This is a genomic window from Cupriavidus sp. C2SS-8b, from assembly GCF_057073745.1.
The window spans coordinates 2,593,250-2,616,245 of the sequence record NZ_CP172717.1 but is presented as its reverse complement, the minus strand read 5'-3'; the positions used below and the strand labels follow the sequence as shown (position 1 = coordinate 2,616,245).

Annotated in this window: 21 protein-coding genes; 17 read left to right on the top strand and 4 right to left on the bottom strand. The window is 68.0% G+C overall.

The features are described 5' to 3' along the window. Positions 1 to 36 precede the first annotated feature (36 nt). Positions 37 to 819, bottom strand: a complete 783-nt coding sequence (locus ACIGJB_RS28760; RefSeq protein WP_483712766.1) for a GntR family transcriptional regulator — start codon at positions 817 to 819, stop codon at positions 37 to 39. 673 nt (positions 820 to 1,492) lie between these two features. Between ACIGJB_RS28760 and ACIGJB_RS28755 the strand changes: the two genes are divergently transcribed. The 7 genes from ACIGJB_RS28755 (at position 1,493) to ACIGJB_RS28725 (ending at position 8,829) form a co-directional block, all read left to right on the top strand. Further along, entirely contained in the window at positions 1,493 to 2,956 is a 1,464-nt protein-coding gene (locus ACIGJB_RS28755; RefSeq protein ID WP_483733333.1) for a hypothetical protein, read from the top strand. Between the two features lie 200 nt (positions 2,957 to 3,156). Continuing rightward, the gene (locus ACIGJB_RS28750; RefSeq protein WP_483733332.1) at positions 3,157 to 3,600 is read left to right on the top strand and encodes a hypothetical protein; all 444 of its coding nucleotides are present in this window, start codon (positions 3,157 to 3,159) and stop codon (positions 3,598 to 3,600) included. Continuing rightward, on the top strand, positions 3,600 to 4,301 hold the full coding sequence (locus tag ACIGJB_RS28745) for a C39 family peptidase (RefSeq protein ID WP_483733331.1): 702 nt from the start codon (positions 3,600 to 3,602) through the stop codon (positions 4,299 to 4,301). The genes ACIGJB_RS28750 and ACIGJB_RS28745 overlap by 1 nt, the downstream gene beginning before the upstream one ends. Before the next feature lie 10 nt (positions 4,302 to 4,311). Then, positions 4,312 to 5,217, top strand: a complete 906-nt coding sequence (locus tag ACIGJB_RS28740; RefSeq protein ID WP_483733330.1) for a flagellin — start codon at positions 4,312 to 4,314, stop codon at positions 5,215 to 5,217. 77 nt (positions 5,218 to 5,294) lie between these two features. Then, a complete protein-coding gene (locus ACIGJB_RS28735; RefSeq protein ID WP_483733329.1) occupies positions 5,295 to 6,746 on the top strand; it encodes an acetate kinase in 1,452 nt (483 codons plus the stop codon). A gap of 166 nt (positions 6,747 to 6,912) precedes the next feature. Further along, on the top strand, positions 6,913 to 7,425 hold the full coding sequence (locus ACIGJB_RS28730) for a DUF1269 domain-containing protein (protein WP_483733328.1): 513 nt from the start codon (positions 6,913 to 6,915) through the stop codon (positions 7,423 to 7,425). Between the two features lie 267 nt (positions 7,426 to 7,692). After that, on the top strand, positions 7,693 to 8,829 hold the full coding sequence (locus ACIGJB_RS28725; RefSeq protein WP_483733327.1) for an ABC transporter substrate-binding protein: 1,137 nt from the start codon (positions 7,693 to 7,695) through the stop codon (positions 8,827 to 8,829). A gap of 127 nt (positions 8,830 to 8,956) precedes the next feature. Here ACIGJB_RS28725 and ACIGJB_RS28720 read toward each other — a convergent pair whose 3' ends face one another. Then, a complete protein-coding gene (locus tag ACIGJB_RS28720; RefSeq protein ID WP_483733326.1) occupies positions 8,957 to 9,850 on the bottom strand; it encodes a LysR family transcriptional regulator in 894 nt (297 codons plus the stop codon). Between the two features lie 117 nt (positions 9,851 to 9,967). Here ACIGJB_RS28720 and ACIGJB_RS28715 point away from each other — a divergent pair, with 117 nt between their 5' ends. From ACIGJB_RS28715 to ACIGJB_RS28700, 4 genes are all read left to right on the top strand, one after another. Further along, positions 9,968 to 11,329 (top strand): acyclic terpene utilization AtuA family protein, encoded by a 1,362-nt coding sequence (locus ACIGJB_RS28715; protein ID WP_483733325.1) that lies wholly within the window; start codon positions 9,968 to 9,970, stop codon positions 11,327 to 11,329. Positions 11,330 to 11,343: 14 nt separating this feature from the next. Next, entirely contained in the window at positions 11,344 to 11,685 is a 342-nt protein-coding gene (locus ACIGJB_RS28710) for an AtuA-related protein (RefSeq protein ID WP_483733324.1), read from the top strand. 53 nt (positions 11,686 to 11,738) lie between these two features. After that, positions 11,739 to 12,707 carry a Bug family tripartite tricarboxylate transporter substrate binding protein gene (locus ACIGJB_RS28705; protein WP_483733323.1) on the top strand — a complete coding sequence of 323 codons (969 nt, stop codon included), beginning with the start codon at positions 11,739 to 11,741 and terminating at the stop codon, positions 12,705 to 12,707. 205 nt (positions 12,708 to 12,912) lie between these two features. Then, complete coding sequence (locus ACIGJB_RS28700) at positions 12,913 to 13,941, top strand: MBL fold metallo-hydrolase (RefSeq protein WP_483733322.1); 1,029 nt, start codon at positions 12,913 to 12,915, stop codon at positions 13,939 to 13,941. 56 nt (positions 13,942 to 13,997) lie between these two features. On the opposite strand, the gene ACIGJB_RS28695 is transcribed toward ACIGJB_RS28700, so the two are convergent. Next, positions 13,998 to 15,662, bottom strand: a complete 1,665-nt coding sequence (locus ACIGJB_RS28695) for a ShlB/FhaC/HecB family hemolysin secretion/activation protein (protein ID WP_483733321.1) — start codon at positions 15,660 to 15,662, stop codon at positions 13,998 to 14,000. Positions 15,663 to 15,808: 146 nt separating this feature from the next. Continuing rightward, complete coding sequence (locus ACIGJB_RS28690; protein ID WP_483733320.1) at positions 15,809 to 17,167, bottom strand: collagen-like triple helix repeat-containing protein; 1,359 nt, start codon at positions 17,165 to 17,167, stop codon at positions 15,809 to 15,811. A 695-nt stretch (positions 17,168 to 17,862) separates the two neighbouring features. Between ACIGJB_RS28690 and ACIGJB_RS28685 the strand changes: the two genes are divergently transcribed. The 6 genes from ACIGJB_RS28685 (at position 17,863) to ACIGJB_RS28660 (ending at position 22,988) form a co-directional block, all read left to right on the top strand. Continuing rightward, a complete protein-coding gene (locus ACIGJB_RS28685; RefSeq protein ID WP_483733319.1) occupies positions 17,863 to 18,957 on the top strand; it encodes a collagen-like triple helix repeat-containing protein in 1,095 nt (364 codons plus the stop codon). A 373-nt stretch (positions 18,958 to 19,330) separates the two neighbouring features. Further along, on the top strand, positions 19,331 to 19,504 hold the full coding sequence (locus ACIGJB_RS28680) for a Flp family type IVb pilin (RefSeq protein ID WP_483733318.1): 174 nt from the start codon (positions 19,331 to 19,333) through the stop codon (positions 19,502 to 19,504). A gap of 15 nt (positions 19,505 to 19,519) precedes the next feature. Next, a complete protein-coding gene (locus tag ACIGJB_RS28675) occupies positions 19,520 to 19,972 on the top strand; it encodes a prepilin peptidase (RefSeq protein WP_483733317.1) in 453 nt (150 codons plus the stop codon). A 65-nt stretch (positions 19,973 to 20,037) separates the two neighbouring features. Further along, positions 20,038 to 20,502 (top strand): TadE family protein, encoded by a 465-nt coding sequence (locus ACIGJB_RS28670; protein WP_483733316.1) that lies wholly within the window; start codon positions 20,038 to 20,040, stop codon positions 20,500 to 20,502. Between the two features lie 96 nt (positions 20,503 to 20,598). Then, entirely contained in the window at positions 20,599 to 21,555 is a 957-nt protein-coding gene (cpaB, locus tag ACIGJB_RS28665; RefSeq protein WP_483733315.1) for a Flp pilus assembly protein CpaB, read from the top strand. A gap of 77 nt (positions 21,556 to 21,632) precedes the next feature. Then, positions 21,633 to 22,988: a type II and III secretion system protein family protein gene (locus ACIGJB_RS28660; RefSeq protein ID WP_483734692.1), complete on the top strand. Its 1,356-nt coding sequence runs from the start codon at positions 21,633 to 21,635 to the stop codon at positions 22,986 to 22,988. The last annotated feature ends 8 nt before the right edge of the window (positions 22,989 to 22,996 follow it).

Genomic DNA, 22,996 nt, shown 5'->3' with positions numbered 1-22,996 from the left:
GGCGTTGAGGTGCCTGCCGTGGCCTGTCGCGCGGTATCAGTCGCGCAGGCCGGGGCGGGTTTCGTTTTCCACCCAGACGTTGGTGCTGTCCTCACCGGCCGGCGACAGTTCCATGCGGTACTCGTAGCGATCCGGCCGGTACTGGCCCAGCAGGAACTGGACCGGACGGCCATCGGCGTCCTTGACCACGCGGCGGACCGCCAGCAAGGCGCCGCCGACCGGCACCTCGAGCAGCGGGGCAACCACCACGTCGGCGAGTCGCGCCGACAGGACCTGGCTGGCGCGGCCAAGCCGCACGCCGCTGCTTTCGAGCAGGCGCAGCACCGGCTGCTCCTCGAGCGCCTTGCGCGTGAGCGGGCGGCCCAGTTCGGCGGGCAGGTAGACCGTGATATGGGAGAGCGGCCGGTTGCGGTAGTGCCGCACGCGGATGATCTTCACCACCGGATCGCCCGGGGAGAGATCGAGCGCCTCGGCCACTTCCGGCGTGGCGTGGACCTCGTCGATCGAGATCACCTTCACCGCCGTCTTCTGGCCCATGTCGATGATGTTGTCGAGCAGGCTGGCGCTGCGCTCCTCGGTCGTCGAGACCGGCCTGACCGGATGCGGGTTGACGAAGGTGCCCAGCCCGCGGTGCCGGCGCACCAGTCCTTCCTGGACCAGCCGGTCGAACACCCGCCGCATGGTCACGCGCGACGCGTGGAACTGTTTGGCCAGGTCAATTTCGCCCGGCAGCGGTCCCTGGCCGAAGCGGCCTTCGACAATCTGCTGGCGCAGTACCACGTAAATCTGGTGATACAAGGGGACGACGGCTTCGCTCATGGTTTCGCTTGCGGAGACATGACAACTCTGTAATGCCTCTAATGTACTGTAAATCAGACATAAGTCCTAGATGGACCGTGCAATGAGTGGGTTTCGGCACCGTGACTGCGGCGATTCTGTTGCAACGGTGCACCTGAGACCCGAACGCCGCATTCCAGCTGCGTGCGGACGCCCGCAATGTCTTGCCCAAGCCGCTGCCACAGGGCTTTGCGGCATGCGATCCCGAGGCGATTTCCTCAGCGTGCCACGCCCCGGAACGCCTCTCGGCCTGTGCATCGCCGGGCACCCTGTTTCAGTGCCGATACGCACTCAGGCGCATCGGGCATTCCCGCGTGCGTCTTCTAAGCCGCTGAAAACAATAGGTTTCTGCACTGGGTCCTAAAACCGCCTAGCAGTCAGGCGGGACTCGGTGTCACATCGGTGTGACATGTCGCTTGCGATGCACTGCGGCGAAGGTGGGGGAGGATTGCCAATGGCCCCGGAAAGTTCCCCGGATCGGGCTGGCAAGCCCTTGTCCTGCAAGGGATTGTCCATTCGCGTGCAGAAGCTGGCACCGATTATGCGCAAGGGGAGTCTGGTTTGGCACTGTGCCGGACCGAACCTCCAGCCATCACTCGGGATGGGTGTTGCGCGGAGGCTGAGCCGCTGTGTGAAATTCTCCTGGGAGCTTCATATGAAAAAGACTTTACTGGCGTCGGCGATTGCCTTGGCATTCGGTTTTGGCAGTCAAGCGATGGCGAACCCGACAACGAATGCGGGCGATAGTGGCACGAGCAATGCACAGACCGCAACTGCCAACTCGACTCAGGGCGGCGGCGGTGCACAGGCGAATGAAAATTCACGTGCCTTGAACGTGAATGTCAGCGGCAACACCTCCAACAGGACGTCGAACAGGACTTCAAACAGAACCGTCAACCGTGCCGATCAGGATATGAGCGGCTATGGCAATGCATCGGCGGCCAATGGCAGCACGGCGCAGGCCAATTTCTCGAACTCATTCAACAGCAGCCGGGCACTGGCTGTCAGCCGGCTGAACGGCACGGTTTCCAATAATACCTTCGCCGGCGTAGGCAACATGGCCTGGAATACTGGCGCTACCAGTGCTGGCACGGGCGGCGCCGGCGGTGCTGGCACGGGCGGAGCCGCTGCTGGCGGTACCGGTGGACACGGTACTGGCGGAAACGGCGGAAACGGTGGTAATGGCGGCAATGGCGGTAGCGGCGGCCTGAATGGCAGTGCCACCGCCGGAAACGTGACGAATGGCAGCGCCACGGCGGGCGTCGGTGGTACCGGCGGCGGTGCGGGCGGTGCAGGCGGTGGCGGTGGCAGCGCTACGTCGACTGGCGGTAGCACGCTCAGTGCATCCGGCAGCGCGGGCGGCGATGGCGCAAGTGGCACCAGCCGTGGCGGCGGTGCTCTGAGCGCATCGCTCGGTGCCGGTGGCCGTGGCGGTAGCGCCCTGGGCGCGAGCGGTGGCTTCGGTGGCTTGGCAGGTTCGACGGGCGGCAGCACGGCTGCGACCAGTGGCGCTGGTGCTGGCAGTTCCGCTGGCGCGGGTGCGGGCGGCGGAGCGGGCTCGCCTACGGCTAACGGTTCCGGCGGTACCGCCAGTGGCAGTGGCGGCGCTGGTGGTGCCGGGACTTCGTCGGCCAGCGCAACAGGCGGCGGAGCCGGTGCAACCGGTGGTGCAGGCGGTGCAGGCGGCGCGGCAACGGCTAGCGGCACGGGCGGCGCTTCCACGAGCAATGCTGGCGCTGGCGGCGCGCAAGCGAGCATTGCCGGCAATGGCGGCGCAGGCGGTACGGCTACCAATGGCAGCGCTTCGAGCACGGCCTCCAACGGCAGCGGCGGCGCCGGTGCTGCTGGCGCTGTTGGCGCTGCCGGTGCTGCCGGCGGTGTCGGCAATGGCGGCGCAGGTGCTGGCGGCACGGGTGGTACCGGCAACGGTGCGGTCGGTGGCGTCGGCGGTGCAGGCGGCTATATCTCCGTCAGTGCCGGTTCGTTCCAGATGCAGAACGTCATGACCAGCGTTGGCCAGACCGCTGCCGGCATCATGATCGCCGCGCAGAACAATGGCGCCGGATCGCTGATCCAGCATAGCGTCAACGTGCAGGCGAACATGAACGTCGGCAAGTGAGGCCCCGCACGGCGCGGTCCGGCCAGTCGCTGTCATGGCCGGCCGGACGGTGCCGTCGCAAAGCTTCACGCGGCCGGGTGCGGCATCTCGCGGGGCACCGTTCGCCCCGGCGTGATGCCTTCTCCCGGCCTGTCAGCCTGCGAGTATCGCCATGGGCCGCCGGATGGGGCGGAACGTGGCGATCAACAAGGAGACGCACCATGCGACCGGTTCGCACCGCAGTCACCCTTCTGGGGACGGCATTCCTGGCTTGGCCCTTCGTGCAAGCCAAGGCGGATCCCATGGCGGACCCTGCGTCCGCGGCAGCGCAGGTCAGCGCGGCCAGCGCAACTGGCGTCGGCACGCAAGCCGCTGCAAAGACCGACCTGAACCCAGAGGCCCAGCGCAATCCGTTTGGCCCGAAGATCGTGGCCGTGGCAAGCGACAAGCTTGATGGCGTGCGTGGCGGCGCGGAACTGGTCGTCAACGACATGCGGCTGCACGGCACGGTGGCGGACAATACGACCAACAACTCGATATCCGGCAACAACATCGTGACCGACGGCGCGTTCGCCAATGCGGCGGGCATACCGACGGCAATCCAGAACACCGGCAACAGCGTGCTGATCCAGAACGCGACCATCATCAACGTTCAGTTCAAGTGATGAAGATGCTTCGACGGGGGTGGCTGGGGGTTCTGTCGTTCGCGCTGGCTTTGGGACACACCGCGCCGGCGCTCGCGGACCGGGTGTCAATCTACGGGCCCGTCGGCGAGTACTACAGCGTGCCGGTGACGAGCCTGCGCGAAGCCCGCTTCAAGACCACGGTCCGGCAGCAATACGACTTCAGCTGCGGCTCGGCCGCCGTGGCGACCCTGCTGACCTTCCAGTACGGCGAGCCCGTGACCGAGGAACTGGCCTTCGCCAACATGTACCTCAACGGCGACCAGGCAAAGATCCGCCATGAAGGATTTTCCCTGCTGGACATGAAGCGCTTCCTGGAGTCGCGCGGCTATCAGGCCGACGGCTATGAATTGCCCCTGTCCAAGCTGGAGGAGACGCAGATCCCCGCGATCGTGCTGATCTCCGAAGCGGGCTACCACCACTTCGTGGTGGTCAAGGGGGTCAGGGGGGACCGCGTGCTGATCGGCGATCCCGCGCGCGGCACGCGCTCCATTTCGCGCGAGCATTTCGAGAGCATCTGGGAAAGCCAGCTGCTCTTCGTGATCCATAACCGTACCGAACGTGCGCGGTTCAATCTTGCGGCCGACTGGCGCGTTGCGCCGATGGGCCCCTATTGGATGGGAGTCAACCGGGACAGCTTGTTCTTCACCGTCATGCCAAAGCATGGCGCCAGCGATTTCTGAGGAACACATCATGCTCGAGACGTCCGCTTCATTTCCTGGCCTGGCCGGCAGCCGATGCGGCACGGCGGGGCCGGCCACCGTCCTGTTGCTGCTTGGGGCGGGCATGGCCTATGCTGGTTCCGTGCGCGCGGCCGATGCATCGCCGCCGGACCCGCTCGATGCCGGCGCTATCCCGGCGCAGGCAGCGCTGGCGCGCGGAGACCGCGCAGATGAGATGCCGCCGGACAGCCCTGTCGTCGCCGCGCGCGGCGACATGGCCGGCTGGAAGCCCGTCGCGCAGGAACGGCTCGAAGATGCGCGGGGCGGGTTCGATGCGGGCGGGCTGCAGGTTTCGTTCGGTATCGAACGCGCGGTGTACATCAACGGTGCGCTGGTCGTGGCAACCAGCCTTAATATCCCCGATGTGGGAAGGATCACCACGGAACAGGCCTCTCGCCTGGCCTCGACCCTGGGGCCGTCGATCGTCAGTGCGACCCAGGGCGCTGCCCTCGGTCCGGCGACCGGCGTGTCGGTCGCGGCCGGCAGCACTGGCGGCGCAGACAGCGCGGCCAGTGCAAGTGCGGCGGGCAGTGCCGGCGCGGCAGGCGCCAGCACTGCCTCGGCCGCCGGGGCGACCTCGGTCGCGACCGCGGCCGCCGGCGCGGGTGGCATGCCGGTGACGACGGTCAACACCGGAGCCGCCCAGGTGGTAACCAATGGCGCCTTGACCGTCATCCAGAACGGCCCGGGCAATCTTGCGAACGTCGGCGCGCTGGCGGGCTCGCCGGCCACGGTGATCCAGAACTCGCTGAACAACCAGAGCATACAGAGCGTCATGACCATCGACGCCGGCGTGAACACATTGCAGGCATTCCGATCACAGCTGGCCAACACAGCGCTGAACAGCGCGCTGATGCGGGCCGCGAGCATGAGGTAGTCGTAGCGAAGGCATTGCGCAGTGCAGGCAGCGGACTCCTGCCCAATCAGTCCGCCGTCCGGGGGAGGATAGACGTCATGAAGAAGCGGTCGATGCAGGGCATCCGCAACGCGGGATGCTCGACGTTGCTATTGGTCGGAGGGCTGGCACAGGCCCAGACCTTGCCGGATGCCGGCGCACCGCCCGCACCGGGCATCGAAGCCTTGCAGCACCAGTTGACCGAGCAACAGAGCCAGCTGGAAGTCATGAAGCGCGCGCTGGCCGAGCAGGAAGCGGTCATCAGGGAGCTTCGCAGTGTGATCGGCGACGATGTCCTCGCCAGGAAACGCGGGGGCGCGGGGCCGGGCGTGGCACCCGCGGACTATGCGACCAATGCCGCGGCCGCGGCCGCCGCCGCGAGCGCCACGCAGGGTACGGCGCCCAATGTCGTCAACGCGCCCCAGCAGGTCACGGGCCAGCAGCAGGCCGTTGCGCCACCGCAGCAAGGCCAGCCCCAGCAGGGCGAATCGGCGGACCCGCAGACCATGGCCGGCGTCGAGGAGCCGGTGGGCCAGCCGCCCGAGCGCAACACACGGCCGCCTGAAATTGCTCCGATCACGGACCAGCCCGGCGTGCTGACCGGCGAAGGGAAGCTCGTTGTCGAACCCGGGCTCCAGTACGGCTACTCGTCGAACAATCGCGTGGCCCTGGTCGGCTACACGGTCATTCCCGCCATCCTGATCGGCCTGGTCGACGTGCGCGAGGTCAAGACCACCACGTACCTTGCCTCGGTCGCCTTGCGCTACGGCATCACCAAGCGCCTGGAAATCGAAGCGAAGGTGCCCTATGTCCACGCCTCCGGGTCTACCGTCAGCCGCGAGATTTTCACGGGCACCGCGGTCGACAACGTCTTCAATGCCAGTGGCACCGGCCTCGGCGACGTGGAAGCGACCCTGCGCTACCAGCTCAACTACGGCAATGAAAAGATGCCGTACTTCATCGGCTGGCTGCGCTACAAGTCGGCCACCGGCAAGGACCCGTTCGAAGTCGTCACCGATTGCATCACGCGCTGCGTGGGCAACGCGACCGGCACGGGCCTGCCGCTCGGCCTGCCAACCGGCACGGGCTTCCAGGCGCTTCAGCCTGGCATCACGTGGCTGCTGCCGACCGATCCGGCGGTGTTCTTCGGCACCTTCAGCTACCTGCACAACTTCGCGCGCGACAACGTCAGCCGCACCGTGCTGAATGGCCAGAAGGAAGACCTGGGCAAGATCGCCCCGGGCGACATCTTCGAGTTCAGCTTCGGCATGGGACTCGCGCTCAACGAGAAAGCGTCGTTCTCGATCGGCTACGACCAGGCCATCATCTGGCCGACCAAGCAGAACGGGCAGACGGTGCCGGGCTCCGTGCGCGTGACGCAGGGCACGCTGCTGGTGGGCTACTCCTATCGCTTCAACAACCGCTACACGATCAACCTGTCGGTGGGCGCGGGCCTGACGCGCGACACGCCCGACCTGCAGGTCAATGTGCGTCTGCCGATCACATTCTGAAGCGCTGTTGCGGCGTTTGTGACGCGCGCGGCCGATGCGCGCGTCACATCGCCAGGCCACCGGATTGGTTGCCTTGCACTCGCTGCATGAAGGGCGTACAAAGAAACAACCCCCGTCCCACAGACGGTATCCCCACTTCCGGGACGGCCTGATTAAGGAGACAGACATGCGCAAACGCATCTTCTGGTTATTGCCCGATCTGGTCAGCGCCCGACGTACCATGGACGACCTCCTGCTGGCCCGCGTGGAAAACAGCCACATCCACTTCGTGGCGCGCGACGGGGCCGACATGACGGGCCTGCATGAAGCCAACCTGTTCCAGACTTCCGACATCATCCACGCCGCCGAGATGGGGCTGATGGTCGGCGGCGGCGTGGGCCTGGTGGCGGGCGTGGTGGTGGCCATGTTCCCGATCGTCAGCGATACCCCGCAGTGGGGGCTGGTCGGCGTGCTGGCGGTGCTGGGCGCGGTGTTCGGCGCCTGGGCCTCGAGCATGATCGGCAGCTCGGCGCCCAACAGCCGCTTGCGCGCGTTCGAGAAGGACATCGAGGCGGGCAAGATCCTGCTGATGGTCGACGTGCCGCGCGGCCGTGTCGAGGAAATCGAGATGCGGCTGCAGCAGGCCCATCCGGAAGCCGCGTTCGCCGGCCTGGATCCGGCCGTGCCGGCATTTCCCTGAGCCACGCGATTTGCCATCCTGAACCCGGTAGTTCGATCCCTCCAGGCGCGCCCGTCGGCGCGCCCTGATGCGCGGTTGCGCCTTCGTTCCTGCCTCACACCCGCACCGGCGGCCGGTGCCGGTGTGAGGCCGCAGCAACACTCCCCCGTTCCCCCGTTTGCTCCGATACCCTGCTTGGGGTAATTTGCGAAGCGTCGCTCGCGCCTCGGCGCCGGCGACCGTGACGCTACAACTACAGACACGCCACCAGGCGGAGGGGTCGAGACGATGAAGGCAACATGGATGGCGTGCGGCATGATGGCCGCCGCGCTGGGGTTCGCCGCGCCTGCGGCAATGGCGGAGCCGGGGGTCAGCAAGGCGGCGATCCGCATCGGGCAATCGGCCGGCGTGACCGGGCCGGTGGCGGGTTCGGTCAGGGAACAGATCGAAGGCGCGCAGGTATACCTGCGCGCGGTCAATGCGAACGGCGGCGTCGCGGGGCGCCGCATCGAGCTGGTGACGCTGGACGACGGCTTCGACGCCAAGCGCACGCCGGACAACGTGCGCAAGCTGTTGCAGGACGAGAAGGTCTTCGCGCTCTTCATGGTGCGCGGCACCCCGCAGAACGAAAGCATCCTGCCGATCATCGCGACCGAAAAGGTGCCGCTGGTGGCGCCGCTGACGGGCGCGATCACGCTGCATCGCCCGGTCAACCGCTACGTCTTCAACGTGCGCGCCAAGTACCAGGATGAAGTCGCGCGCGCGATCAACCATCTCGCGACCTCGGGCATGACGCGCATCGGCATCGTCTATGCCAGCGACGGCTTCGGCAAGGACGTGTACGAGGGCTTCAACATCGCGCTGCAGGCGCGCGGCGTCCAGCCGGCCGCATCCGCCAGCTTTACGCGGCCGATGGGCGACATCACGCAGCAGGTGGCGACGGTGAACAAGGCCGATCCGCAGGCGGTGCTGGTGATCGGCTCGGGTTCGGAGGCCGCGCGCGTGATCCGCGACCTGCGCAAGGCCGGCAGTCAGGCGCAGTTCGTCACGCTGTCGAACAACGCGGCTGACTCCTTCATCAAGGAACTTGGGCAGGATGCCCGCGGGCTCATCATCACGCAGGTCGTACCGGGCATGAACTCGAGCCAGATGTCGCTGGCCACCGAATACCGCAGCCTGGCGCGCCAGCAGAACGTGGACCCGACCAATGCCGGCATGGAGGGCTTCATGTCCGCGAAGGTGCTGGTGGAGGGCCTGCGCCGCGCGGGCCCCGACCTGACCCGCGAACGCCTGGTCGCGGCGCTGGAGAACCTGCGCGACTATGACCTTGGCGGCATTCTCATCAGCTACAGCCCGACCCGCCACACGGGCTCGTCCTTTGTCGAGATGTCGATTGTCTCGTCGACGGGCAAGCTGATCCGCTGATCCGAGGCGTCATCGAAGGCAGGGCGTACCCGTTTCTGCGTGGTGCTTCGCTCTGCCTTGCAAGGCCCGCCGCACACACCCTGCCGAACGGCATAATCCCCCAAAGCGTACCCAATTCTGCGTGCCCTCAGCCCCGGCGGCGACGGTAGTGTTCGCGCAGGCAATCGACCATTGCCGCCGCCGCGGCGGAGTCGCCACGCTCGCGCAGCCGCACCAGGCAGATATCCCTGACCAGCGTCGGCATCTGCAGCGGCCGGATCGCCAGCCCTTCGCGCTGGAACTGGAACAGCGCCAGCGACGGCACCACGCTGACGCCCAGCCCGGCCTGCACCAGCGCGGCGACCGTGGCCAGGTGCTCCACTTCCATCACGCTGCTGAGCTTGAGCGGATGCAGCGCGGCATCCAGGTGCTGGCGCACGCTGCTGGTCCGCGACAGGTGGATGAACGGCTGGCCCGCCAGCATCTGCGGAGTGATGCGGCGCTTGCGCGCCAGCGCATGCGTCGCCGGACACACCAGGTGGAAGGTGTCGTGCACCAGCGGCTCGACGCTCAGGTCGTCGTCCTGGGCGGGCGCCGGGGCCAGCGCAAAGTCGGCGCGTCCGCGCCGGACCATATCGATGCAGCCGTCGGCCAGCTGGTCGAACAGCTCCAGCGCAATGCCCGGGTAGCGCTCGCGAAAGACTGCCAGCAGCGGCGGCAGGTCGCCACCGGCAATCGACGGCAGCGCCGCGATGCTGACGCGGCCCTTGCGGCGCTCGGCGTGGTCGCGCAGGTCTTCGAACGCGGCTTCGAAATCGGCCAGCAGGCGCCGCGCGGTTTCCTCGAAGCGCACGCCGTCGGCGCTCAATTCGACATGCCGCGTGGTGCGCTCGAACAGGCGGCTGCCGGCCTGCTCTTCCAGCGTCTGGACCAGCGCGCTGAATGCCGACTGCGACAGGTGGCACGCACGCGCGGCGCGCGTGAAGTTGCGATGGGTGGCCAGCGCCACGAAGGCGCGCAGGTGCTTGACGGAGAGGTTCATGGCAGTCGTGCCGGATTCATCCTGAAAGTCGATAGATTAATCCAAATAATCTGTTTTTTGGTTGATTGAAGCCGGCCTAGAATGAGCCGGAACAATGATGCAACCGTCCCAGACACCATGACCGCTCCCCTGCTGATCGGCTCCGGCGCCGGCTTCTCCGGCGACCGCACCGATGCCGCCCTGCCCGTCGTGCGCACGCAGATCGCCGCGGGCGGACCCGCGGCGCTGATCTTCGAGACGCTGGCCGAGCGCACGCTGGCGCTGGCGCAGCTGGCCCGCCGCAACGACCCTGCGGCCGGCTACGAGCCGCTGCTCGATGCCTTGCTGACGCCCGTGCTCGGCCTCTGCCTGGCGCACGGCATTCCCATCATCGGCAACTTCGGCGCGGCCAATCCGCGCGGCGCGGCGGCGCGCGTGCGCGAGCTGGCGCACGCGCTCGGGCTGTCCGCGCCCCGCGTGGCGGTGGTGGAGGGAGATGATTTGTCGCACGACGCAGGCCGCACGCTGCTGCGCGATATCGTCGGGCCGGCGTTTGCCGAGGCGCGCTTTGTCTGCGCCAATGCGTATATCGGCGCACGCGGCATTGCCGATGCGCTGCAGGCCGGCGCGCAGGTGGTGGTCTGCGGCCGCGTGGCTGACCCGGCGCTGGCGGTGGGCCCGGCCATGGCGCACTTCGGCTGGTCGTGGCAGGACTGGGACCGGCTCGCGGCGGCAACCATGGCCGGCCACCTGCTCGAGTGCGGCGCGCAGGTCACTGGCGGCTACTTCGCCGATCCTGGCAGGAAGGACGTGCCGGACGTCCACGCCGTGGGCTTCCCGATCGCGCAACTCGACGAGGCCGGTGGCATCGAGATCTTCAAGGCCGCCGGCACCGGCGGCTGCGTGGACCTGCGCACGGTCAAGGAGCAGCTGCTGTACGAGGTGCACGACCCGGCTGCGTACCTGACGCCCGACGTGGTTGCGGATATCAGCGCGGTCACCGTCGCGCAGATCGGTCCGGATCGCGTCGCCGTGCGCGATGTGCGCGGCCATGCGCGGCCGGAGCAACTCAAGGCGAACCTGTTTTTCCACGGCGGCTGGATGGCGGAGGGAGAGATCTCCTACGCCGGCCCGAATGCCGCCGCGCGCGCGCGGCTGGCCGCCGATATCGTGCGCCGGCGCATGGCGCTGCTCGGGCACGATGTGCCCATCCGCTTCGACCTGATCGGCGTGCTCAGCGTACTCGCCGACGATGCCGGACGCATGCTGGCGCAAGCGGGCCCGCACGAAGCGGCCGCCGAGGACGTGCGCCTGCGCGCCGCGCTGGCGCACGAGGACATCGCGGTGGCGCAGGCCCTGCTGCGCGAGGTCAACGCGCTGTACACGTGCGGGCCCGCGGGCGGCGGTGGCGTGCGCACCGCGCAGCGCGCGCGGCTCAACGCCATGTCCTGCCTGGTCCCGCGCGATGCGGTGACGCCCGGCCATACCTTCATCGATTGAGCGGAGCCCACGACATGACCGCCACTGCAACGCTCTACCAGTTTGCCCACGGCCGCACCGGCGACAAGGGCAACCGTTCCAACATCAGCGTGATTGCCTATGACGCGCGCGATTTCGATCACCTGGTCGAACACGTGACCGAGGACGCCGTGCGGGCGCTGTTCCGCGACCGCCAGCCCACCGCCGTCACGCGCTATCTCGTGCCGTCGCTGCAGGCGATGAACTTCGTGATCGACGGCGCGCTTGACGGCGGCGTCAACGATGCCTTGAATCTCGACGCGCACGGCAAGGCGCTGTCATTCCGCGTGCTGCAGTTGCAGATCCCGTTGCCGCCGCGCCTGGCTGCGGGCCGCTGAGCAAACGCTTGTCCGCTTATACATCGAATAACACCCTTCAACAGGAGACATCCATGCCAGGTATCCACAGGATCCTTACCGCCGCCGTATTCGCACTGTCCGCGCTGCCTGCTGCACAGGCGCTCGCCGAGTACCCGGACAAGCCGATCCGCTTTGTCGTGCCGTTTGCGGCCGGCAGCGCCACCGACCAGCTTGCGCGCGCGATCGGGCAGGCCGTCACGGTGGACAGCAAGGTCACCGTGGTGGTCGACAACAAGCCCGGCGCCAACGGCTTCATTGCCGCGAGCGATGTCGCCAAGGCCAGTCCCGACGGGTATACCGTCCTCATCACGACCAACACCACGCACGCCGCCAACGAGCACCTGTTCCGCAAGCTGCCGTATGACCCGGTCAAGGACTACGCGCCCATCACGGCGCTGGGGCGCGGCGGCCAGATCATGGTGGTGAACCCGCAGCTTCCGGTGAAGACCGTGGGCGAGTTCATCGCGCTGGCGAAGAAGCAGCCGGGCAAGCTCAGCTTCGGCAGCGGCAGTTCGTCGTCGCGCATCGCCGGCGAGCTGTTCCAGCAGATGGCGCATGTCGAGTTGCTGCACGTGCCCTACAAGAGCAACCCGCTGGCCGTGACCGACCTGCTCGGTAACCAGATCCAGATGATGATCACCGATACCGCCACCGGTCTGCCGCAAGTCAAGAGCGGCAAGCTGCGCGCGCTCGGCGTATCGGGCAAGGCCCGCTCGCCGCTGGCGCCCGATGTCCCGACCATCGACGAAGCGGGCGTCAAGGGCTATGAGATGAGCTACTGGTTCGCGGCGTACGCGCCGGCCGGCACGCCGCCCGCGGTGGTCAACAAGCTCAACGCGATGCTGGTGAAGGCCGCGCGCAGCGACACCGCCGCGAGCTTCTACCACGGCACCGGCACGGAAGTGTTCACGAGCACGCCGGCGGAACTCGCGCGCTTCCAGCAGCAGGAGTCGGCCAAATGGGGCCGAATCATCAAGGCCGCGAATATCCAGCCTGAATAAGGGGAACGCGATTTTCACCTGCAACGGGGCCGCTGGCCCCGTTTGTCTTACGCAGAAGTAGGTACGCTTTTGCCTGGGAGCTAACCGCTAGCCCTTGTCGCGCCTTAAGATACGCGTTCAGCTGTCTGCACCGCAGAAATTTCCGCGCGCGCCCGGCTCATCCAGCCGCCAGCGTCCAGAACGCAAATCAAGAAAGGAACCTGACATGAAGCTGCCGAATGCCTTGCACCATCGACTTGCCCGATCCCTGGTAGCGGGAGCGGTCCTGATCGGCGCGGCGTTGCCGCTGGCCGTGCCCGTTGCGCATGCCGCGCCGCCCACGCAGGTCAGGAGGCAGGCGCCGGGCTACTACCGCATGATGGTGGGGCAGTTCGAGGTGACGGCACTCTACGACGGCTACGTCGACCTGGACCCTAAGCTGTTCAAGTACACCAGCGCGCGTGAAGTGCAGCGCCTGCTGGCGCGCGGCTTCGTCAGCGCGACGCCCGGCATGCAGACAGCCGTCAATGCGTATGTGGTGAATACGGGCAGTCATCTCGTGCTGGTCGATACCGGCGCAGCGAACTGCTTCGGGCCGACGCTGGGCCAGATCGTCACCAACCTGCGCGCGGCGGGCTACGAGCCGGCGCAGGTCGACACCGTGCTGCTCACACACCTGCACGGCGACCATGCCTGCGGTCTTGTTTCCGGCGGCCAGGCGGTGTTTGCCAACGCCACGGTATACGTCGACAAAGCCGATGCCGACTACTGGCTGGGCGATGCCAGCGCGGCTGCGACCGGCAAGGACAGCCAGGCCTTGTTCGGCATGGCGCGTGATGCCGTGGCGCCATACCAGGCCGCCAACCGCTTGCGCACGTTTGATGCGGCCGCGGGTACGGCGCCGGTGCCGGGCGTGCGCACGGTGGCCGCCTACGGCCACACGCCGGGGCATGCGGGTTACCTGTTCACGTCGGGCAAGGAAAGCCTGCTGCTGTGGGGCGACATCGTCCACAACCACGCAGTGCAGTTCCGCCGGCCATCCGTATCGCTCGAATTCGATGTCGACAGCCACGCCGCGGCCGTCACGCGCAGCCGGATCCTGGCCGATGCCGCCAAGGGCAGGTTGTGGGTCGGCGGCGCGCACTTGCCGTTCCCCGGCCTTGGCCACGTGCGCCGGGACACGGTCGGCTATGCGTGGGTGCCGGTCGAATTCGGCCCGATCCGCGCGGACACGCTCGCGGCGCCGCGCGACTAGGCGCAACCAGACACAACTAAGCGCAACAGCTCGGCACATCGCGTCTTCGGCGCACGTCAGTCGAACTGGTAGGAGTACGTCATGTTGAGGCGCGGCGACCGGTGCGAGGCATTGGTGGGTTTGTCGCCGACGGGCTGGGCCACGGACAGGTCGAGCGTGTAGTACTTGCGGTCCGACAGCCGCACGCCCAGCGCCACCGATGACAGCTTGCGATGGGACAGCGAGGCGCTGTTGGAATACACGCGGGCCACGTCGACCCAGAGGTAGGGCTGCACCGTGCGCAGGTACGCCAGGTCGGGCACGAACAGGTGGTTCAGCTCGGCCGCAGCGCCCCAGCCCTTGTCGCCCGCCACTTCGCCGGCCGGATAGCCCAGGCCGAAGAAGCGGCCACCGAAGCTGATCTGCTCGCCCGATGCGAGCCGGTTGGCACTGTACTGGCCGGCTGCGGAGAGGTTGCTGCCGAAGCCGAACGGCAGGTCATTCGATTGCGAGACGAGCAGGCGCGTACGCACGAAATCGAGATCGTTCAGGTTGTTCAGGCGCCGGGCGCCGAGCGCGTCGAAGCCCTTGTACAGCCCGAGCAGGGCATTGCGTGTCTGCCCTTCGCGCCGCTGCACATAGTTCAGCTCGGCGGTGCCGACGCGCACATCGGTGCCCATCGTGACCGCCGTGCCCGAGGCATGGGTATAGCGCTCGAACTGGTCCGTGCCGTAGAAGCCGCCCGTGAGCGTCAGCGCATGCGCATTCGACAGCAGCAGCGGATAGCTCAGCTGGCCGCCGATCCGCTTGGTGTCGTTGACATAGCGCGGATCGAAGCCGAGCGGCGCGAGCGTGGCGTTCTGCGGCACCCCGCGATAGTGCGAAGCGGTCAGCCGGGCCAGCATGCCCTCGGTGCCGATCGGCTGCGCGTAGGAGGCGGCGTAGTACTCCTCGCTGTCGCGGCCCTTGGGGAACAGTGCCGAGACGGAGATCTGCTCGCCCAGCGGCGTCAGGCTGCTGGTGGTGGCGTTGGCAATCGCGCGGAATCCGGGCGACATGTAGTCGATGGCGGTGCCGAAGGTGAACGGCTTGCGCTTGACGTCGAGCACCATCTCGCAGGCGCCGTCGGTGGTCTGTGGCGGCTGCACGGTGGCCGCGACTTGCATGCCGGGCTGCTGCGACAGCACGTTCACATAGCGCTCGAAGGTGTCGCGGCGCAGCGGGCGGTCCTGCGCGAGCCGGTCGGCGATGGCACGCAGGCGGTCCTCCGCCGGACCGGCCTTGCCCTTGACCGTAACCTTGGCGACGTAGCCTTCCACCACCGTGACCAGCACATTGCCGTTTTCGAAGTTCTGCGCCGGCACGAAGGCGAAGGCCAGCGGATAGCCGCGCGCCTCGTACATCTTCGTCACCGCATTGGCGGCTTCCAGCAGCTGGGCGATCGTGATGTCATGGTTCGCCAGCGGCGCGAACTGCGCGGCGATCTCGTCGAACGGCAGCGTCCTGGCGCCCTCGATCTGGAAATGCTTCGGCGTGATCCGCGCATTGAGCAGGTTCTGCATGGCCGCATCCGGACGCGCCACCTCGACCGTGACGCTGCTATCCGGACGGGCCGGTGCGATCTTGGGAAGGGTTGCCGCCGGATCGCCCTGGACCGGGCTGCGCGGATCGGCAAAGACAAGGCTGGAATGGAGCGCGCCGACGCCGACCAGCAGCGCGGCGACACGATGATGTGCACGCATGGCAAAACCCCTGTAAGCAATGCTTTGCGGCTATGGAGGGACGCACCACTGGCGCCAGGGTTGCCGCTACCCTGGCGCCTTTTCAGACAAACAGCCTGGAGCGGTGGTCGCCTTTCGAACTTGGTACTTCGGACTGCGGGACGCGCTTACTTGCGGCCGGACAGGCCGCCGAGCAGGCCGCCAACCAGTCCGGTGACCGGCGCGGTGACGCCCGTGGCCGGGCTCTTGGTGGCGCCTCCCGTAAGACCCGAGACGAGACCGGTGACAGGTGCCAGCGGGCTGGTGCTGCTGCCCGTACCCGTGCCGGCGCTCGTGGGCGTCGCCACGCTGGCGACGGTACTGACCACGCCGCTCACTACGCCACCGACAGGCGCCAGCGGCGAGCCCGCGGGGGCACCGCCGGTTGCTGCAGTCAGGCCACCAGTCAGGCCACCAACGAGACCCGTAACCGGCGCCAGCGGCGAAGCGCTGTTGCCGGTGCCGGCCGTGGTGATGGACCCGAGCACCGGGGCGAGGGCGCCGAGCGGGCTGCTGCCGCTGCCGGCCTGACTATTCACCGCACCGCCCAGGGCGGCGACCGTGTTGCCGGCGCCCGTCACCGTGCTGCCCACGCCTGAAACCAGCGGCGCGCCCGTCTGCGAAAGCGCGGTGCCGCCCGTGGCAAGCGCGCCGCCGACCGTGGCGAGCAGGCCCGCGACCGGCGTGCCAAGCTGGGTGGTGGCGCCCAGCGTCTGCGTGGTGTTGGTCAGCTGCGAAGTGAGCGGCACGATGGCCCGGCTCACGCCCGAGGTCAGCTGTTCCACGGGGCCGCTCGACAGCGCCGTGGCCAGGGAACTGCCGCCCTCGCCCACGGCCCCGCCTGCCTGCGTGACGATGGCACCCAGCGTCGTGGTCAGGGGCGCGAGCGGCGCCAGCGCGCCGGTGCCCAGTCCGCTTACCGCGCTACCGGTGCTGCTGACGGCAGTGCCGAGATCGGCCACCACGTCGCCGGTGCTGGCCACGGTGGTGCCCAACGGATTGGAAGCGTTGGGGATATTGCCCAGCCCGGATTGCAGGCCGGCGCCGAGCGCGCTGATCGCGTCGCCGGCGGATTTCACCGCGTCGCCCAGACCGCTCTGCGTTTGCGACGACAACAGCGGCAAGCCGGCGCCGCCGAGCTGCGTGCCGAGATCGCTCACCGTGCCGCCAGCGCCGGTCACGATCGTGCTGGTCTTGCTGATGACTTCGGAGGTCGGGGTCAAGGCAGCCGGGGTCTTGATGCCGCTGTTGTCGCCGCCTGTATTGCCGTTGTCGCCACCGCTGTTGCCACCGTTAGTGCTGCTGTCACCACCGCCCGTGCCGGTCGTGCCGACCAGGCCCGAGCCATCGCCGCTGTCCCCCGTTCCGGCCTTGGTGCCGGCCGTGCCGGCGGTTCCCATGGAAGTCGATCCGCTCCCGCTCGCGCAGCCGCCAAGGGCCAGGAGCGTGGCAAGCAGTGCCGTCATTGCGATTTGATGTGTGCGCATGATGTTTCCTTTGTCCCGTCGTTGAATCGCATCGCCGCGCCTCGCGTTGGTCTGCTGTTCGCTGCGGGCGTCGGTAGCGGGCATGGCGCAATGGGCGTGCCAATGTGTGCGATGGCGTACGGACAACGCCGGGCGCGGCCGTACCGGTGCCCGCATTGCCTTGCCGGGCCTGCGCTTGCGGCGATTCGCGCGGGGTCTGCCACGGCGCTTTCCCAGGCGTGCGGCGGTGTGCCGGCGCGTTACGCGTTACGTAACGTGTGTCGTGGGATCGGGAACAAACGAGGTCCGGAACGGGCCGTGTTGGAGGCGCCCGGCAAGGGCGCGCGGGCCGCTTCGCGATGCGGGCGATGTTCCGCCGCGGGCGGAACACGTTACGTAGCGCGTAACACCGCGGGCGCCTCGCGAAACCCCACGCCAAGGCCAGGGACGGCTGGCCATGCCGCGGATCGAAACCCGCGCCGCACAAGGCGTTGCGGGTGTTCGCCGCCGGCATGGCGCACCCCGCTGCCGCCCTCGCACCGGCGGCTGGCACGCACCTTGCCACTTCAGGGTCGATGCAGGGCGATCCAATCGCTGGGACAACACGATCAAACGGGGGTCATCGCGGTCACGGACGTGGCAGCGACAACGGGAGCACAACAATGAAAAAGAACACTTCGGCACAACGCCGCATGACATGCCTGGCAGGATCCTGCATGGTCGCGCTGACCCTGGCGAGCGGCTGCGCATCGCACGGCGAAAGCGGCGCGGGGCTCGGGCCCCAGGGCGGCGGCGGGGACATCGTGCCGCCGCCCCAAACGCCTGCCTCGACGACCGACACGACGCCCACCGCCAAGCTGGCCGCAGGCGCGGGCAACACCGTGGTGGCCGCGGGCAACGCCGTGAGCGAGATCGGCAAGCACATCCAGAGCGCCCCGATTCCCCTGTTGCCGACCGACGCGCGCCAGGGCGCCGGCGGCGTCGTGGTCAATGCCGGCGAGACCGTCGGGGCGCTGGGCGCCGGCGTGCGCGATGGACTCGGGCAGATGGGCTCGGTCGCGAACCCGGTCGGCATCACCGTGGCCAGCACCGGCGATGTCGTGCAGAAGGCCGGCGACACGGTGACGAGTGCGGGCCAGCTGGTCAGCGGGCTCGGCACGGAAAAGCTGTCCCCGCTGTCCCCCCTGGTCACGCCGGCCGGTGACGTGGTGCAGAAGGTCGGCATGGCCGTGTCGCACGGCGGCGCCGGCCTGGGCGGGGCGCTTTCGACGGTGCCGGTTGCGCAGCTCACCGAAGGCACCAGCAAGCTGATCGTGCCCCTGACCACCCGGCTCACTGAAAGCACCCAGGCAGTGGGTGCGGCAACCGTCGTCGGCGCTCCCGTGGATGGCCTGCTGTCCAAGGTGGGCTACGGCGTCGCCGGCGGCGGCGGGCTGCTGGCGAACAGCCGCGCCCCCGTGGTGTCCGGACTGGGTGGTGCCGTCGTGGAAGCCGGCAAGACCGTGGGCGCTGCCGGCGCGCTGGTGCACGGTACCGGCGCCGAGGGCGCCAATCCGCTGGGCGCCCTGCTGAACCACCTGCCGCTCGCCGGCGCCGACGGCCGGCAGGGTGGCCCCGGCAGCTGCGAATGCAAGCCGAATGCGCCCCACCACGGCGGCAAGGCTGAAGCCAATCCGCTGGGCATCCTGGCACCCGTGCTGGCGCCGATGACGGCCCTCGCTTCCGGTGGCACCAAGTATTCGACCGGGGAGGTCAAAGCGCTGCCGGCGTCGCCGCTGTCAGGGCTCGGAGTCGGCGGCGGGAACCGCTGAATGTCTGGTCTCCCCTAGGGGTTTTCACGGTGCGCCGTCGCACATCACCCCGTCGCGGCGCATCTTTTTCTTCTGGCTGGCCGGGTGCTCCGCATTCGCCGCAAAGCCAGGCTGCAGGCCGGCCTTCCGCCTGCATCCAACGCTCTTTGACAATCCGGGAAAGCTCGATCGAGGGCTCTCGTTGCAGGAAAACGACTTACTCCCGAAGTAGGGGGGTCGTCATTCAAAGGTGGGGTATGGTTGATACATTTCCTGCCCTATAAGTTGAATGTAGTCAGCGTGAAACTGCAGGAGACGCAGGCGCCAGAGAGCGCTGCGATATTGAACGGGAAGATGTGATGACGATGCTTGAAATCACTTGGGGGTTGAAATCATGAAGAACGTACTGACACGTTTTATTAAGGACGAACGCGGCGCAACGGCTATCGAATATGGCTTGATTGCGGGCCTGATAGCACTGGCCATTGCCGTGGGCGCGGGCAAGCTTGGTACCAACCTGGGGCTGGCCTTTGAGGCCCTGGCGACCAAGGTAGGCGCCTTCCTCTGACCGTGTGAGCCTCGCTTGATCGCCGCGCTGTTCTGCGCGGCGACCCTCTGGACCGATCTGGCATATCGACGTGTTCCGAACGCCTTGCTGGCGGCGGTGCTGGTGGCGCTTGGCCTGGCACTGCTGACCGGCAACGCACCGGAACCGGCGATCCCTGCGCGCCTGCTCGGCGCGGGACTTGGTATCGCCGCCACGCTGCCTGTTTATGCGCTCGGGCGCATGGCGGCGGGCGATGTCAAGTTCCTCGCCGTGGCCGGGCTCTTCACGGGCCCGCACGGACTGGTCACGGTATGGGTCGTCGGCAACCTGTTGGGGCTGGCCCATGCGCTGCTCGCGTATGCCATGGGTTCGCGCGCAGGCACGGCGCCGCAATCCGGTCTCGAACGGCAAGTCAGCAAGGCGCGTGGCATTCCGTACGCTGCGTATCTTGCCGTGGGCATGCTGGTATGGATGGGTGCCGGGGTTTGACCATCCCCTGCACGCAGCAAGGCAAGCGCCGCCGGTCGGCGCACACAAACAAGACCGGGTGAAGCATGCTTTTGCGGGGAAGCAGTTTCGGACGACGGCGCGGCAAAGGCATTGCGGCGCTGGAATTCGCCATCGTTGCGCCGGTGCTGATCGCGATCGTGATCGGCATCGTCTATTACGGCATGGTGCTGACGCTCCAGCAGTTGCTGACCCTGGCCGCGGAAGAGGGCGCGCGCGCGGCGCTGCGCTATCCGGGCGGCGCTGCAGGCAGCAACGCTGCCGCCATGCAGGCGCTGCGCGTCAATGCCGCGGGCAGCACCGCCCTGGCCACCTTGCCCCCGTCCATTGCCGCGCTGATTCCCCAGGCCGGCGTGGCCCAGGCCGTTCCCTGCGCGTCGGCTTCCGGCAACGTTTGCGTGCGTGTCACGCTGAACTTGCCGACGACGCAAATCCTCCCCGCTGTCCCGATGGTGCCGGTGCCGGCGGCCTTGTCTGGCTCGGCAATGGTCCAGCTTTCCCCGGATACGTGACCGAATGCCAGGGTCCGCACCGTCGGGCTTTCCCGTGCCACGCCGATTTTACGCACGCATGCCGTTCGCCAGACCATCAGCGGGAAGGAGTCATTCATGACCAGTAAGCAGATCCGCATCGTTGCCGTCGTTCTCCTGGCCCTGGCGCTGCTGCTTGCCCTGCTCGCGTGGCAGGTGAACAGCCAGTCCGCCGTGCCGCCGAAACCGCAAGCCAGTACGGCCGTGCCCCATCCGGTAGTGGTGACGACGCGCGCGGTCGAGGCCGGCAAGCCCATGCCCGCCGACGCGCTCAAGGTCGAGATTCTGCCGATCGAGCCCGCCGGCGCCTATACCGAGGTCGCGCGGGTGGCAGGGCAGATTCCGCTGGTCAACATCGGCGCGCACGTCCCGGTGCTCGAGAGCCAGCTGCTCGCGGGGCTGGCCGCGCAGATTCCCGAAGGCGAACGCGCGATGGCGATCGCCGTGGACGAAGTGATCGGCGTCGGCCACCAGGTGCAGCCGGGCGATTACATCGACGTGTTCGTGGTCCTGCGCCGCGACAGCCAGGAAATCGGCGCCAGCCAGGCGCGCCTGCTGCTGTCCAGGCTGCGCGTGCTGGCCTACGGCGGCGGCGCCGTCAACGAGCCGGCCAGGCAGCAGCCCGAGCAGATGATGACGCGCCGCGACGGCGCCAAGACCGCGGTGCTGTCGGTGCCGCTGGAACAGGTCAGCAAGCTGGCGATGGCGCAGCAGTCCGGGCGCCTGCTGATGGCCCTGCGCAACCCGCGCGACGAGACTATCCCGAGCGACGGCATGTTCACCGAACCCGCACCGGCCCTGACCGTGCGCGCCGGCGTGCCCGCGGATGCGCCGCGCGCCGCCGCCGACAAGGCGGTGGCCGGCGTGATGCTGGCCGGCATGGCCGGTGGTGCGGCGCCGGCCGCGCGCATGCCGCCGACGCCAGGCGCCGCCCCGCCCAAGGCGCCTGCCGGCGCAGCGCCGGCGCAAGCCCGCTCGGAGCGGCAGCTCGCCGGCGTGGAAGTCATTCGCGCTGGCAAGCGCGAGATCGAATAGCGAATAGCGAGCCGCGCATGAACCATCGAACCCGAGCCGCCACCATGCCCCAGGCCGCGCCGCTGCGCCCATCCATGATGAAGATCCTGTTTGCCTCCCTGCTTGCCGTGGCCATGCTGGCGACAACGACTGCGCCGGCGCAGCAAGCCGAGGGTGCGCGGCCGATGCTGCGCCTGATGGCCGGTGCGCAGAAGGAGATCCGGCCCGCGTTGCCGGTCGAGCGCATTGCGGTCGGCAATCCGGCGGTCGCCGACGCGCTGCTGCTCAAGCAGCGCAGCGGTCCGCCGAGCGTGCTGGTCGTGGCCAGGCAGCCGGGCGTCACCGAGGTCATGATCTGGTCCAAGGGGGCCGCGCCGGTCACCTACAACGTGCAGGTGGATGCCATCGCGTCCGATCCGGATGGCGCCAGCATCAGCTATTCGGCCGCGGGCGCGACCATTGCCGGCCAGTCGCCCGACGCCTATGCCGCGGCACGCGCGCAGACCGCGGCGCGCGCCGCGACCGGCAAGGCCGACGGCAAGGGCGGGCTGGTGGTGGACCGCTCGACCTTGCCAATCAGCGGCACGGTCCAGGTCGATGTGAAGGTGGTGGAAATCAGCAAGACCGTGCTCAAGGAAGTCGGCATCAATTTCTTCCGCAACAACTCGGGCTTTGCTTTCGGCACATTCTCGCCGTCGACGCTGAACAAGTTCACCTTCACGCCCGGCACGGGCGGCGCCAGCGGGAGCTTCAGCGCCGAGATCGCATCGCCGATCAGCAATGCCTTCAACCTGGTCGCGGCGTCGCTGACGCATGGGTTCTTCGCCAATATCAGCCTGCTGGAGGCCAACGGCCTGGCACGCGTGCTGGCCGAGCCGAGCCTGGTGGCGCTGTCCGGCCAGAGCGCGAGCTTCCTGTCGGGCGGCGAGATCCCGATCCCGGTGCCGCAGGCGCTGGGCACCACCACCATCCAGTTCAAGCCGTTCGGCATCGGGCTGACGGTGTCGCCGACAGTCCTGTCGAGCCAGCGCATCGCGCTGAAGGTGGCGCCCGAGGCGAGCGACCTCGATCCGTCGCGCGGCATTTCCATCAACGGCACCATCGTGCCGGCCATCGTCACGCGGCGTGCCGACACCACCATCGAGCTGGGCGACGGCGAGAGCTTCGTGATCGGCGGGCTGGTCAGCCGCAACACCGTCAGCAACGTGAACAAGGTGCCGGTCCTGGGCGACCTGCCGGTGATCGGCTCGTTCTTCAAAAACCTGAATTTCCACCAGGAGGATCGGGAACTGATGATCGTGGTGACGCCGCGGCTGGTGAAGCCGCTGGCCAAGGCGGCGCCGGCCGTCGATGCGGTCAGCGCGGACGGGCGCACCAGCGCCGACCCGGCCGTCTGGGGCAAGTTCGTGGCGGGCGAGTATGTGGATCCGACGCTGCCGGGATTCTCGCGCTAGGCCGGGCA